General features: G+C 60.2%; 12 protein-coding genes and 2 riboswitches. Of the genes, 9 read left to right on the top strand and 3 right to left on the bottom strand.

Going from position 1 to position 14,374, the window contains the following annotated elements:
• Window positions 1–192 (bottom strand): CbtB-domain containing protein, encoded by a 192-nt coding sequence (locus tag AB3226_RS26450; protein WP_367375265.1) that lies wholly within the window; start codon window positions 190–192, stop codon window positions 1–3.
• Window positions 193–311: 119 nt separating this feature from the next.
• A riboswitch (cobalamin riboswitch) is annotated at window positions 312–539 on the bottom strand.
• A gap of 257 nt (window positions 540–796) precedes the next feature.
• Window positions 797–1,011: riboswitch (cobalamin riboswitch) on the top strand.
• A gap of 99 nt (window positions 1,012–1,110) precedes the next feature.
• Between AB3226_RS26450 and cobW the strand changes: the two genes are divergently transcribed.
• From cobW to AB3226_RS26475, 5 genes are all read left to right on the top strand, one after another.
• Window positions 1,111–2,172, top strand: a complete 1,062-nt coding sequence (gene cobW / locus AB3226_RS26455; RefSeq protein WP_367375266.1) for a cobalamin biosynthesis protein CobW — start codon at window positions 1,111–1,113, stop codon at window positions 2,170–2,172.
• Window positions 2,173–2,175: 3 nt separating this feature from the next.
• Entirely contained in the window at window positions 2,176–6,042 is a 3,867-nt protein-coding gene (gene cobN / locus AB3226_RS26460; RefSeq protein ID WP_367375267.1) for a cobaltochelatase subunit CobN, read from the top strand.
• 154 nt (window positions 6,043–6,196) lie between these two features.
• Entirely contained in the window at window positions 6,197–7,204 is a 1,008-nt protein-coding gene (locus AB3226_RS26465) for an ATP-binding protein (RefSeq protein ID WP_367375268.1), read from the top strand.
• Window positions 7,205–7,323: 119 nt separating this feature from the next.
• Complete coding sequence (locus AB3226_RS26470) at window positions 7,324–7,869, top strand: VWA domain-containing protein (RefSeq protein ID WP_367375269.1); 546 nt, start codon at window positions 7,324–7,326, stop codon at window positions 7,867–7,869.
• A gap of 174 nt (window positions 7,870–8,043) precedes the next feature.
• Window positions 8,044–9,690, top strand: a complete 1,647-nt coding sequence (locus AB3226_RS26475; RefSeq protein WP_367375270.1) for a phospholipase D-like domain-containing protein — start codon at window positions 8,044–8,046, stop codon at window positions 9,688–9,690.
• Window positions 9,691–9,900: 210 nt separating this feature from the next.
• Here AB3226_RS26475 and AB3226_RS26480 read toward each other — a convergent pair whose 3' ends face one another.
• Together AB3226_RS26480 and AB3226_RS26485 are read right to left on the bottom strand one after the other, a co-directional pair.
• Window positions 9,901–10,362, bottom strand: a complete 462-nt coding sequence (locus AB3226_RS26480; protein ID WP_367375271.1) for a YccF domain-containing protein — start codon at window positions 10,360–10,362, stop codon at window positions 9,901–9,903.
• A gap of 50 nt (window positions 10,363–10,412) precedes the next feature.
• The gene (locus tag AB3226_RS26485) at window positions 10,413–10,871 is read right to left on the bottom strand and encodes a thioredoxin family protein (RefSeq protein WP_367375272.1); all 459 of its coding nucleotides are present in this window, start codon (window positions 10,869–10,871) and stop codon (window positions 10,413–10,415) included.
• 343 nt (window positions 10,872–11,214) lie between these two features.
• On the opposite strand from AB3226_RS26485, the gene AB3226_RS26490 reads away from it, so the two are divergent.
• From AB3226_RS26490 to AB3226_RS26505, 4 genes are all read left to right on the top strand, one after another.
• Complete coding sequence (locus AB3226_RS26490) at window positions 11,215–12,063, top strand: transporter substrate-binding domain-containing protein (RefSeq protein WP_367375273.1); 849 nt, start codon at window positions 11,215–11,217, stop codon at window positions 12,061–12,063.
• 175 nt (window positions 12,064–12,238) lie between these two features.
• Window positions 12,239–12,901 carry an amino acid ABC transporter permease gene (locus AB3226_RS26495; RefSeq protein ID WP_105341167.1) on the top strand — a complete coding sequence of 221 codons (663 nt, stop codon included), beginning with the start codon at window positions 12,239–12,241 and terminating at the stop codon, window positions 12,899–12,901.
• Between the two features lie 10 nt (window positions 12,902–12,911).
• Window positions 12,912–13,574, top strand: coding sequence for an amino acid ABC transporter permease (locus AB3226_RS26500; RefSeq protein WP_052964342.1), 663 nt, complete (start codon window positions 12,912–12,914; stop codon window positions 13,572–13,574).
• Complete coding sequence (locus tag AB3226_RS26505) at window positions 13,571–14,362, top strand: amino acid ABC transporter ATP-binding protein (protein WP_050681225.1); 792 nt, start codon at window positions 13,571–13,573, stop codon at window positions 14,360–14,362. Before AB3226_RS26500 ends, AB3226_RS26505 begins: the two co-directional genes overlap by 4 nt.
• Window positions 14,363–14,374: the final 12 nt, after the last annotated feature.

Below are 14,374 nucleotides of genomic sequence, written 5' to 3' on the forward strand. Positions count from 1 at the left end.
TCAATGGCACGGAAAGGCGGAGCTGTGACGGGTGTCGTGCGCGGCGTTGTGTACCGCTTCGATGTGCGAGAAACCGGCGAAGTACACCAGGCACGCGCCAAGGATCGACGCACAAAAAGCGGCGGTCAGGCGTTGGCTCAAGGTTGAAGTGGTGCTGGCGGTGGTGCTGGCGGTACTGCTGATGATCGACATGGCGCTTCCCTCTGGTCTGTCAGCGGGTGAATAGAGCGCATGAAAACCTCCGCACGTCGGGGCACGCAGAGATTTCAAACAGCGCCCGCCCACCGCGGGTTTGTTATTCAGTGAACGTAAAGTCACTTTGTGTTGCGGGCCGGTCTCCGGGCTCGCGAGGGGCAGGGCTAACGCCGAAACCTGCAAGCATCACCTTCCCATGCCGTGTGACGGGCACAGTGGATCTGACGCTTCACTCGCTTACCGTTGCGGGGGCAGCACCGGACTGACATGGCTTTGAGTAAAGCACATGATTCACCGGTTTCCCGTTTCACCCTGTGAAGGGCACCCGTAACAAGGTGTGTAGGAGAGCATGGGCGGGGGTTGGGCGTCAATTGGCAAGGGTTCTCAACTGACACCAAATACCTGTGGCGAGGGAGCTTGCTCCCGTTCGAGCGCGTAGCGGTCGCATCAAATTCATGCGGTCTGTCCATTAGATACGCATCGCATGGTTTCACGACTGCTTCGCAGCCGAACGGGAGCAAGCTCCCTCGCCACAGGCAGGCTCCTTTGCCACAGATGATCGCATTCTCCTATAGGACATTGACCCGCCCCCACACGATGCGTAGCCTTGCGCTTTCGAGGTTCTTCGGCGTCTGCCGAAGCTAAGAAGGGAACGCGGTCAATGCCGCGGCTGCCCCCGCAACTGTGAACGGTGATGTTCGCTGCCACGCCACTGCAAGCCCTGATCCATCAGGTTCGCGGGAAGGCGCAGCAAACGCCAGTCGAGCGATTGGCACACCGTCAGCCAGGAGACCTGCCTCGACACAGATTCTCACTTTCAACCGGGCGGGGTGATCCGGTGGCGGAACTCTTGCGTGCGCACCTGCCGCAGCGATTGTCGTCCCGTATGCCCGCCACCTTGCCAAAGGGCATCCGATGAAAACACTGGCCAAACTCCCCGTCACCATCGTTACCGGCTTCCTCGGCTCGGGCAAAACCACCTTGCTGCGCCACATGCTCGACAACGCCCAGGGCCGTCGCATCGCGGTGATCGTCAATGAGTTTGGCGAGCTGGGCATCGACGGCGAAATCCTTAAGCAGTGCTCGATCGGTTGCACCGAAGAAGAAGCCAACGGTCGCGTCTATGAACTGGCCAACGGCTGCCTGTGCTGCACGGTTCAGGAAGAATTCTTCCCGGTGATGCGCGAACTGGTCGCGCGTCGCGGCGACCTCGACCACATCCTCATCGAAACTTCGGGCCTGGCCCTGCCAAAACCTTTGGTTCAAGCCTTCCAATGGCCAGAAATCCGCAGCGCCTGCACGGTTGACGCGGTGATCACCGTGGTCGACAGCCCGGCCGTCGCTGCTGGCACCTTCGCTGCGTTCCCGGATCAGGTCGATGCCATGCGCAAACTCGACCCGAACCTGGACCACGAATCGCCGCTGCACGAGCTGTTTGCCGACCAACTGGCCAGCGCCGACCTGGTGATCCTCAACAAGGCCGATCTGATCAGCGCTGAAGACCTGGCCCGCGTGCGCCTGGAAGTCGCCGAAGAACTGCCGCCAGCGGTAAAAGTCATCGAAGCCAGCAGCGGTCGTCTGCCACTGGACGTGCTGATCGGCCTCGGCGCCGGCTCCGAAGAACACATCGACAGCCGCCACAGCCATCACGATCATCACCATGAAGGTGAAGATGATCACGACCACGACGCGTTCGATTCCATCTCGATCGAGCTGCCACAAGCTGACGAAAGCCTGCTGATGGATGCACTGACTCAATTGGTGGTCCAGCACGGCATCCTTCGGGTGAAAGGTTTTGCCGCGGTGCCGAACAAGCCGATGCGCCTGCTGATCCAAGGCGTGGGCACGCGCTTCGACAAGCACTTCGACCGTCAGTGGGGCGCTGAAGAAGCGCGCACCACCCGTCTGGTGTTGATCGGTCAGGATCTGGATGCCGCAGCGCTCGAAGCGCAATTGCGCGCTGCGCTCAGCGTTTAACCCATGCACCTGCTCAGGACCCAGCCCGGCGGTTTCGTGTCGGATGACAACATTGCCGACCTTGGACAAACCCCCGCCGAGCTGGTGATCCTGTGCAGCGGCGATTCCAGCCTGGCGTTGCTCGCCGAAGCGGCGCAGCAGTTACCCGACGATTACCCGAGCGTGCGCCTGGCCAACCCGATGCAGGTGCAGAATCACGCCTCGGTCGATCTCTACGTCGACGAAGTGCTGCGCCACGCCAAGGTGATTCTGATCTCGCTGCACGGCGGCATCGCCTATTGGCGTTACGGCATCGAGCGTCTGGTGGAATTGTCCGAGCGCGGCGTGCAGCTGATTCTGGTGCCGGGGGATGATCGCCCGGACCCGGAACTCAGTGACCTGAGCACCGTAACCGCGCAAGAGCGCGATCGGCTCTGGCACTTCCTGCGTCAGGGCGGCATGGCCAACGCGCTCGACCTGTTTCGCTGCCTCGCCAGTCGTTGGCTGGGCCGCGACTACCCCTGGTCCGAGCCGCAAACCCTGCCACGCACGGCGATTTACCATCCGCAAAAAAGCCCCGCTGAACTGAAGGATTGGCAAGCCGACTGGCAAGCTGATCGGCCGGTGGCGGCGGTGCTGTTTTATCGCTCGCACTTGCAGGCGGCGAACACTGGTTTCATCGATATTTTCTGCCAGCGTTTGCAGGCGGCGGGGTTGAATCCGTTGCCGATTGCGCTGGCCAGTTTGAAAGAACCCGGCTGCCTGACGGTGGTCGAGGACTTGCTGGATGAAGTCGAGGCGGGGGTGATTCTCAACACCACCGGTTTCGCCCAGTCCAGCCCCGAAGCACCGCACCTGCGGCCGTTTCGCCGCAACATTCCGGTGATTCAGGCGATCTGCGCCCAAGACAACGAACCCGGCTGGCGCGCCAGCGAACAGGGCCTCGGTCCCCGCGATCTGGCAATGCACATTGCATTGCCGGAGCTGGACGGGCGAATCATCAGCCGGCCGATCAGTTTCAAGGACCTGGCCTGGCGCAGCGAGCGCAGTCAGTCCGATGTGGTTTGCTACCGGCCTGCACCTGAGCGCATGGATTTTGTCGCTGAACTGGCGCGGCGCTGGATCGATCTGGCGCGAGTGCCCAATGGCGAAAAACGCATCGCCCTGATCCTCGCCAATTACCCGACTCGCGATGGGCGTATCGGTAATGGCGTGGGTCTCGATACACCGGCCGCCGCACTGAATATCCTTCGTGCCCTGCACGCCGAAGGTTATCCGCTGCCGGCCGAGTTGCCGGACAGCGGCACCGCGTTGATCCAGCAATTGCTCGGCGGCGTCAGCAACGACCTCGATACCCTCGACCAGCGTCCCTGTCATCAAAGCCTCGCGCTGGACGATTACAACCTGATGTTCAACGCGCTGCCAGAGGCCAATCGCCAAGCCGTGCTGGAGCGCTGGGGCGCCCCCGAAAACGATCCAATGTTCCGTGGCGGACGAATGATGATTGCCGGTCTGCGCTTCGGCCTGACTTTCGTCGGCATCCAACCGGCCCGGGGTTATCAGGTGGACCCGAGCGCGGTGTATCACGATCCGGACCTGGTGCCGCCCCACGGCTATCTCGCTTTCTACTTCTGGTTGCGCAACACCTACGGCGCCCACGGCGTGATCCACGTCGGCAAGCACGGCAACCTCGAATGGCTGCCGGGCAAGGGCGTCGGGCTGTCGGAAAACTGCTGGCCGGACGCATTGCTCGGACCGCTGCCGAACATCTATCCATTCATCGTCAACGACCCGGGCGAGGGCGCCCAAGCCAAGCGTCGCACCCAAGCGGTGATTATCGATCACCTGATGCCGCCACTGACCCGCGCCGAAACCTACGGTCCGCTGCGCAATCTCGAATTGTTGGCCGACGAATATTACGAAGCGCAATTGCTCGATCCGCGCCGCGCCCGGGAACTGCAACGCGACATTCTGCAATTAGTGCGCGACACGCACATCGACCGTGAACTGCAACTGGACGAAAAGCTCGACAGCGATGCCGATGCGGCGATCTGGTTGCCGCGTCTGGACACGTACCTGTGCGACTTGAAGGAGTCGCAGATCCGCGATGGCCTGCACGTGTTTGGCGAATCGCCGGTCGGGCGGTTGCGCATCGACACCTTATTGGCTTTGCTGCGCATTCCTCGCGGCGATGGCCGTGGGGCGCAATCGAGCTTGTTGCGGGCATTGGCCAAGGCGTTTGAATTGGGCTTCGATCCGCTGGATTGCGCGTTGGTTGAGCCTTGGGTCGGGCTGCGTCCGGATGCCCTGTTGTCGGTCAGCGATGATCTATGGCGCACAGCGGGCGATACCCGCGAGCGACTGGAGCTATTTGCCGCTGAACTGATCTTGCTGACACTGAACCCATCTCAAGCCCACCACGACCCCTGTGGGAGCGGGCTTGCCCGCGAAGGCGGCGTGTCAGTCGACATTGATTTATCTGACCCACCGCTATCGCGGGCAAGCGCGCTCCCACAGGGTCTTGCGTGGGCTGACGTCAGCGCCATCCTTGAGAGCCTGCGCGAAGTGGTCGCACCACGCCTGGACGCCTGCGGCCCGGCAGAAATGCGCGGCTTGCTCGACGCCCTCAGCGGTCGATTCGTCCCGGCGGGGCCTAGCGGCGCACCGAGTCGCGGCCGGCTGGACGTGCTGCCCACCGGGCGCAATTTCTATTCGGTGGACGTGCGCAACCTGCCGACCACCACCGCGTGGCGCATCGGCTTCCAGTCCGCGAACCTGATTCTTGAGCGGCACTTGCAGGACCACGGCGATCACCTGCGGCAGCTCGGCCTGTCGGTCTGGGGCACCGCGACCATGCGCACCGGTGGCGACGACATTGCCCAGGCCATGGCGCTGATGGGCGTGCGCCCGGTTTGGGCCACTGGCAGCCAGCGTGTCGACGACTTCGAGATTCTGCCGTTGAGCCTGCTGGACCGCCCACGGGTGGATGTGACCTTGCGCGTTTCCGGATTTTTCCGCGATGCCTTTGCCAACCTGATCCGGCTGTTCGACGCCGCCGTGCAAGCGGTTGCCGCGCTGGATGAACCGGACGATCTCAACCCGTTGGCGGCCAAGGTTCGTGCCGAGCGCAAAGCGCTGCTGGAATCCGGTCTCGATGAAGAAGCGGCTCGGCGGCAGGCCGGCTGGCGCATCTTCGGGGCCAAACCGGGTGCTTACGGCGCGGGCGTGCAGGGCGCCATCGACGGTCGCTTGTGGCAAAGCCGCGAAGACCTGGCCGAGATTTACCTGAATTGGGGTGGCTATGCTTATGGTGGCTCCGACGAAGGCACCGCCGCCCGCGAACAATTCGCCCAGCGTCTGAGCCAGGTGCAGGCAGTGCTGCAAAACCAGGACAACCGCGAGCACGACTTGCTCGATTCCAACGATTATTACCAGTTCCAGGGTGGCATGCTGGCGGCTGTCGAAAGCCTCAGTGGTGAAGCGGCGGCCAGTTATCACGGCGACCACAGTCAACCAGACTTGCCCAAGATTCGCACCTTGAAGGAAGAGCTGAACCGGGTGATTCGTTCCCGGGCGGCCAATCCGAAATGGATCGACGGGGTCAAGCGTCATGGCTACAAAGGCGCGTTCGAACTGGCGGCAACGGTCGATAACCTGTTTGCGTTCGACGCCACCACGCAGTTGATCGACGACCACCAGTATGCGTTGCTGGCGGACGCCTATTTGCTTGATCCGGCGACCCGGGAGTTTGTCCGCGAACACAATCCCCATGCCCTGCGCGACATGACCGAGCGCATGCTCGAGGCGCAGCAGCGGGGGATGTGGAAAGAACCGGGCGAGTACCGCGAGGCGCTGGAGAATTTGTTGCTGGATATAGAAGAAGACGGCTAAATCTGTGGCACCGCTAACCTGTGGGAGCGTGGCTTGCCCGCGAAGAGGCCCTAACAATCAACATTGATTTCGACTGAGCGGGCGCCTTCGCAGGCAAGCCACGCTCCCACAGGTACAAGGTGTGCCTGCCACCGACCATGACTGAGATATGTAAATGACCGACACCCCCCATTTCCCGCTCTCCGCCGTGGTCGGCGCCGATGACTTGAAGCTCGCGCTGTACCTGACCGCCATCGACCCGAAAATCGGTGGCGTGCTGATCGAGGGCCCGCGCGGCATGGCCAAATCCACCCTGGCCCGAGGCTTGGCGGACTTGTTGGCCAGCGGTCAATTCGTCACCTTACCGCTAGGCGCCACCGAAGAACGGCTGGTCGGCACCCTCGACCTAGACGCGGCCCTGAGCGAGGGGCGCGCACAGTTTTCCCCCGGCGTACTGGCCAAGGCCGACGGCGGCGTGTTGTATGTCGATGAAGTCAATCTGCTGCCCGATCACCTCGTGGACTTGCTGCTCGACGTGGCCGCCAGTGGCACCAACCTGATCGAGCGCGACGGGATTTCCCATCGGCATTCGGCGAAGTTTGTGCTGATCGGCACCATGAACCCGGAAGAGGGCGAATTGCGTCCGCAATTGCTCGACCGCTTTGGCCTGAACGTCGCCCTCAGTGGCCACACCGCACCTGCCGAGCGTGGTCAGATCATCCGTCGTCGACTGGATTTCGACAGCGACCCGCAAGGGTTCTGCGCCGAGTGGGAAAGCCAGCAACACGCACTGCGCGAGCGTTGTCAAAAGGGGCGCTCGGCACTGGCGAACATTCCCCTCGACGATGCCGCGCTGGCGCAAATCACCGAGCGTTGCTTTGCTGCTGGCGTCGATGGTCTGCGGGCCGATCTGGTCTGGTTGCGTGCTGCTCGGGCTCATGCGGCCTGGCGCGGAGCGAATGCCATTGGCGAAGAAGATATCGACGCGGTCGCCGAGTTTGCCTTGCGTCATCGTCGTCGCGAACACTCGCCTCCAATGCCGCAACAATCCCAGGCCCCACAGCCGCCCTCTAACCAGAATCCCAACCCCAGCGAAGGTCAGGGCCAGTGGGGCGAAATGCCCGCCCAGGCGCTGCCGGTCGGCGCTCGACGTGAAGTGCCGAGCTGGCCAAAAAAGCCCTAGGCATTCGCCCTCGATCAGACGCGGGGGCGAATGCCAGACCCCGCGCAGGACGACTGGATCACGGTAAACAGGGCAAGCGTCACGCAGCCCTGAGCGGATCGATCAATTGGCCCGGCACCTTGCTTAATGGCCGACCGCGTCAACGCGACGATGTGCTGTTTCACCTGCGCACCCGCAGTCCTCATGAATTATGGCTGGTGATTGTCGACGCCTCGGCCTCGACCCGGCGCCATCACGCGTTGAGCGATGCCAAGGGTTTGCTGGCGCAACTGTTCGACGATGCCTATCGACAGCGTGCGCGCTTGGCTTTGCTGACCGCCAGCGGCCATGTGCCGAAGTGGCAGGTGCAAGGGTTGAAAGCCTCGGCTGGCTTGCGTGACTGGCTCGACGGACTCGGTGCCGGCGGCGGAACGCCGATGCTGGCGGCGCTGGGTGAAGCAGGGCACTGGCTGGCGGCACGGCAAAAGCGCTTTCCGGCAGAGCAGCAACGGCTGTTGCTGGTGACGGATGGACGGGTGAAGGAGTGGTCAACGTTGCCGGCGCTGGAGTGTCCGGGGTTGCTGATCGACATTGAGCGCGGCCCGATTCATCTTGGCCGGGCAAAGGTGTTGGCAGCGCAGTTGCAGGTTGATTATCGACATATCGATGAGCTGATTTCAGGTTGAGTTCTGTACTGACAGTATTGACCCCATCGCGAGCAGGCTCGCTCCTCACATTGGAATGCGTTCTCCTGTGGGAGCGAGCCTGCTCGCGATGGCATCACTTGGGTATCGGATAATCACGGCGACCCCACATCGCTGCCCTATGCTGCTGTAAGCAAGCCATCACAGGAGTGACCCATGCGCGTTCTAGCCCGCAACGATCAAGACGATTTTCGCGTCAAAGCCTACGCTGGCACCAACGGCGTGTTGCTGGCGATCGACGTGGCCGAACCCCGCCGCAAAGGCCTGCTGGGTTTCGCCATCGAAAAGCAGCAAGGCAGCAAACCCTGGCTGTTTCTGTTCAACAGCCTGACCTTCCCCGGCAAGGCTCATACATTCCCCCAGTTTCACGCCACCCCCAGCGATACCGCGCCGTTGCAGAAGTTTCGTTGGGCCGATTACGCAGTCAATCCGGGCGTGACGATCCATTATCGGATTCACCTGGCCTACGGCACCGCCGATGCGCCGCAGTTGGGTGAGTTTCTGGAAGTGACGATCAGCACCGACAATGGCCTGCCCAAAGGCCAAAACGTCATTTTCAATCGGGCGGTGGCCGCCAGTCAGGCTTTCCAGCGTAAGTTCGCCGACGTTGATGCGCTGCTCAGCGTCAACAAGAAACTGCCCATCGAAGAATGGCCCTACGCCCCACGGCAATGGCTGGAAAACGGTCTGCTCGCACGCTTGCTGGGGTTCATCGAACGGGCCGAGGATGGCCAATGGGCGCTGGACATCGCGATCTATGAATATCAGTTGAAAGTGATCGTCGATGCGGTGAATGCCGCTTTCCAGCGCGGCGTAAAGGTTCGGGTTCTGTACCATGCCCAACCGGACGAAGACACCACTGCGCTGAACGAAGCCAGCCTGGAAAAAATCCCGGCGGCGAACAAACGCGGGCGAGTCACCCACAACATTTTCCACAACAAATTCATGGTCCTGAGTCGGCTCGATGCAGCGGGGCACCCTCAGCCCGAAGCGGTGCTCTGCGGCAGTACCAACTTCACAGCTAACGGTGTTTATCGTCAGGCTAACGTTGTGCATGTGCTGGACGACGCCCGAATCGGCGCCAGTTACCTGCAAACCTTCGAGCAAGTCTGGTCCACACCGGCGGACGTCGGCGCCACCCGGGAATGGCTCACGGAAAACAATCCGATGCAGTCGGACCAGGCGCTGTTCGCAGGGTTCTCACCGCGCACGGGTCAGGGCGACTTGCGTGAATTTGTCGAGGTCATCAATGCCGCCAAAAAAGACCTGCTGTTTGTCACGGCGTTCACCTTGCCGGACGAAATACTCAACGCCTTGCTCGGCCAGCCCCACGACGACATCTTGCGTTACGGCTTGCAAAACACCGTTAGCAGCATCACCGGTTTCCACGCCGACCGCACCGCCCAATTTGCCGCCACCGCGCTGCTCAATACGGGCCTGGAAGGCTGGCTCAAGGAAAACATGAAAGGCCAGAAGGGCAACCTGCTGGTGCACACCAAAGCCATCGTCGTCGACTTCACCACCGACACACCGACCATCATCAGTGGCAGCCACAACCTAAGCGCCGCAGCCAGCAACGGCAATGACGAGAACTACCTGATCATCCGTGGCGACACCGACCTGGCCGATCGTTACGGGCTGGAACTGCTGCGCTTTTACGAGCATTACCGGTTCCGCTACTTCGCAAAAAAACTGCAACTCAAGCAGGTCCGGCCGTTGGCTCCGGATGACAGCTGGACCGATGACTATTACCTCCAGGGGGATTTGCGCATGCTGTCACGGCTGCGCTTTGCCGGACGATAAACAGCCCGGTGATTCCTGGTTGATCAGGTAACCGTGCGCAGCGTGAATCTGCACCCCGGTGAAACCGGCCTTTTCCAAGCAATAGTTCTGGAAGTGATTTCCAGTCAATAAGGACTCATGCCTGGAAGGAGATGGTTGTTCATTTTGTGTTGAGCTTTAATTGCCTTTTACCGAACCGGGAGGCCCAGAGCTGGCCTCCCGGACAAGCGATCAGCTTGGCTGACGCAGTTTCATAGCGAGTTCTTCTGCGTTGAGTTTGCGCGACGCGGCGGCCACCTCTTTGCTGACGATGGTCTTGCCAATCGGCGCCAGGGCGATGCTGGCCAGTTTCAAATGCTGGATACCGAACGGGATGCCGATGATAGTGATGAAACACATCAAGGCCGAGATCACGTGACCGATGGCCAACCAGATACCGGCGAACAAAAACCAGATCACGTTGCCGACTACGCCCAGGCCGCTGGTGCCCAGGTCCTCCTTGTTCGACAGGTCTTTGCGGTTGACCGCTTCCTTACCAAACGGGAAAAACGAGAACGTGCCGATTACAAAGCACGCGCGACCCCATGGGATACCGACGATAGTCAGGAACGCGACTGCACCCAACAGCCACCAACTCAGGCCCATGATGACGCCGCCGAGGATGAACCAGAGAAAATTGCCGATCGCACTCATGTAAAACTTCCCTATTTTGTCCGCCAGAATGGTGGGCTAGTGGCTACATGCTATCTGCTGATAGCGCCCAGGAAAAGCCTGCGATTCAAAAGTTTACGCGCACGTGACGGAGTGCAAAGGGTATGGAGTGTGCGATGCAGCCAAGGTAAATCGTGGCATGCGGCCCGTGCGACAGGTTTTGGACGTCGTTTAGTGACGTGCTTGGCAAACACCTCGCTCAGCGTCTGCTTGCTACCAAAGCCTTTGAGTTTCTCCAGCAATTTTCCATCTTTATAAAACAGCACCGTGGGGGTGCCGGTCACTTCCGGATGCCGGGGGGATACGTGGGTGCTGAGCATGTAAATGTGTGCGTGTTCCACATACGTCTGCGCAATGGACAGGAAAATCGGTCCGGCCATTTCGCAGGCATAACAGCTCGGGTGGCCGAAATACAGGATCACCGGGCGCCAGGTTTTAAGGGCTTTGCGGTAGTCCGAGGGGGACTGTACGTGGGTGATGATCGAGTTCATTGAAATCTCCCTTTTCACACGGGCATCGAGGCTTATTGACGGTAAAGGAGAGGAGGCGGTGAGTCTACTGTCAGAAATTACAGGTAGGGCTCTGCTTCATTTTGAATCGCTATGGCTTCAGATGTGGTGCAAATACTCGAGCGTTGTGGCCAACGGTAGCGTTCATTCCATTGTCCATTTCGTAACACCTTCCTCGCGCTAACGCGCATCCGGCTGATTCAAAACACTTTTCAATTCCCCCGAGATTCCGCTCACTACCTGTGGCACACTTTCTGCTGTCTATTCCGTTGTTACATACCTGTTTCCGGTATAGCGGAATAAACATGACTCTGGAGTGCTTGCCATGCATCGCCGACCTTCGTTGTTTAAAGCGTGTGTTTTCGTTCTCGCGGCTTCGGCCGCTGTCATGGGTGTCGCCCAAGCGGCAGACAGCAAGCTCGACAGCGTGCTGGCCCGTGGGAAGTTGATCGTGGGTACGGGCAGCACCAATGCGCCGTGGCACTTCCAGGGAGCGGATGGCAAGTTGCAGGGTTTTGATATTGATATCGCGCGGATGGTGGCCAAAGGGTTGTTCAACGATCCGAGCAAGGTCGAGTTCGTGGTGCAGTCGTCCGATGCGCGGATTCCGAATCTGCTGACCGACAAGGTCGACATGAGTTGCCAGTTCATCACCGTGACCGCCAGCCGCGCCCAGCAAGTGGCGTTCACCCTGCCGTACTACCGCGAAGGCGTGGGCCTGTTGTTGCCGGCCAACAGCAAGTACAAGGAAATCGACGACCTGAAAGCTGCCGGTGACGGTGTGATCGTGGCGGTGCTGCAGAACGTGTACGCCGAAGAGCTGGTGCATCAGGCGTTGCCCAAGGCCAAGGTCGATCAGTACGACAGCGTGGATTTGATGTATCAGGCGGTGAACTCCGGCCGTGCCGATGCGGCGGCCACCGATCAGTCGTCGGTGAAATACCTGATGGTGCAGAACGCTGGTCGTTATCGCAGCCCGGCCTATGCCTGGAGTCCGCAGACTTACGCATGCGCGGTCAAACGCGGCGATCAGGACTGGTTGAACTTCGTCAATACCGTGCTGCATGAAGCCATGACTGGCGTTGAGTTCCCGACTTACGCGGCGTCGTTCAAGCAGTGGTTCGGTGTAGACCTGCCGACACCTACGATCGGTTTCCCCGTCGAATTCAAATGAAAACTGCTGCGCTCAGAAATACTGCGTTGAAAACAGACTCGAAATGCTCATTGACTAAAGTCAACTCCGCTTTCTCGTCTGTTTTCGCCTTGTCTTTCCTTCGCTCGCGACGTTTCCAATTTTTGAATGAGGAGCGGGGCGGTTTTAAATCGCCCCGCTCAAGGTACTGCTGACCATGAACTATCAGTTGAATTTTGCCGCCGTCTGGCGCGACTTCGACACCTTGCTGGCGGGGCTCGGTCTGGGCCTTGAGCTGGCGCTGGTGTCGATCGCCATCGGCTGCGTGATCGGCCTGCTGATGGCGTTTGCGTTGCTGTCAAAGCATCGCGCATTGCGGGTGCTGGCGTCGGTGTATGTGACGGTGATCCGTAATACGCCGATTCTGGTGTTGATTCTGTTGATCTACTTCGCGTTACCGAGCCTTGGCATTCGTCTGGACAAGATCCCGTCGTTCATCATCACCCTGTCGCTGTATGCCGGGGCGTACCTGACCGAAGTGTTTCGCGGCGGATTGTTGAGCATTCCCAAGGGGCTACGTGAAGCTGGCCTGGCCATCGGGCTCGGTGAGTGGCAGGTCAAGGCGTACATCACCGTGCCGGTGATGCTGCGCAACGTGCTGCCGGCCCTGTCGAACAACTTCATTTCGCTGTTCAAGGACACCTCGCTGGCGGCGGCGATCGCCGTGCCGGAGCTGACCTATTACGCGCGCAAGATCAATGTCGAGAGCTACCGGGTGATTGAAACCTGGCTGGTGACCACAGCGCTCTATGTTGCGGCCTGTTACCTCATTGCCATGATGCTGCGTTACCTCGAACAGCGTCTGGCGATTCGCCGATAGGAGGCCCCCCATGTACGAATCCCCCAGTTGGTTGCATGAGTTATGGGTGGCGCGGGACGTCCTGTGGCAGGGCTTTCTGACCAGTGTGCAGTGCTCGGCGCTGGCGATTTTGTTGGGCACGCTGGTCGGCATCGTTGCAGGTCTGGTGCTCACCTATGGCACGTTCTGGATGCGCGCGCCGTTCCGGTTTTACGTCGACATCATTCGCGGCACGCCAGTGTTTGTATTGGTGTTGGCCTGTTTCTACATGGCGCCGGCACTGGGCTGGCAAATCAGCGCATTCGGGGCCGGCACCTTGGGTCTGACGCTGTTTTGCGGCTCCCACGTCGCCGAGATTGTGCGCGGTGCATTGCAGGCGTTGCCGAGTGGCCAGATGGAAGCGAGCAAGGCCATCGGCCTGACGTTTTACCAGGCGCTGGGCTACGTGTTGTTGCCCCAGGCATTGCGGCAGATTCTGCCGACCTGGGTCAACTCGTCCACCGAGATCGTCAAGGCCTCGACGCTGTTGTCGGTGATCGGCGTTGCCGAATTGCTGCTCAGCACCCAGCAGATCATCGCCCGGACGTTCATGACCCTGGAGTTTTACCTGTTCGCCGGTTTGCTCTTTTTCATCATCAATTACGCCATCGAATTACTCGGCCGGCACATTGAAAAGCGGGTGGCCTTGCCATGACACAAGCTCAAGTTTCGACACAGGATCAAGCGCTGCTGGACATCCGTGGCCTGCACAAACAATACGGCCAGCTCGAAGTGCTCAAAGGCGTCGACCTGACCATGCAGCGCGGCAACGTGGTCACGCTGATCGGTTCCAGCGGCTCGGGCAAGACCACACTGCTGCGCTGCGTGAACATGCTCGAAGAGTTCCAGGGCGGGCAGATTCTGCTCGATGGCGAATCCATCGGCTATCACGAGGTCAACGGCAAGCGCGTGCGTCATGCAGAAAAAGTCATCGCCCGCCATCGAGCGATGACCGGCATGGCGTTCCAGCAATTCAATCTGTTCCCGCACCTCACCGCGTTGCAGAACGTCACCCTCGGGTTGCTCAAGGTCAAAAAGCTGCACAAGGATGAAGCCGTGGCGCTGGCGGAAAAATGGCTGGAGCGGGTTGGACTGCTGGAGCGCCGCGACCATTACCCCGGTCAGTTGTCTGGCGGCCAGCAACAGCGCGTGGCGATTGCCCGGGCGATTGCGATGAACCCGAGCCTGATGCTGTTCGATGAGGTCACCTCGGCCCTCGACCCGGAGCTGGTGGGTGAAGTGCTGAACGTGATCAAGGGTCTGGCCGAAGACGGCATGACCATGCTGCTAGTGACCCACGAAATGCGTTTTGCCTTTGAGGTGTCGGACAAGATCGTGTTCATGAATCAGGGGCGGATCGAAGAGCAGGGGCCACCCAAGGAACTGTTCGAACGCCCGCAATCGCCGCGTCTGGCGGAATTTCTCAAGAACACTCGCTTTTAACTTTTTCAATCA

It is taken from the genome of Pseudomonas lini (assembly GCF_964063345.1).
GTDB classification, from domain to species: domain Bacteria; phylum Pseudomonadota; class Gammaproteobacteria; order Pseudomonadales; family Pseudomonadaceae; genus Aquipseudomonas; species Aquipseudomonas lini_B.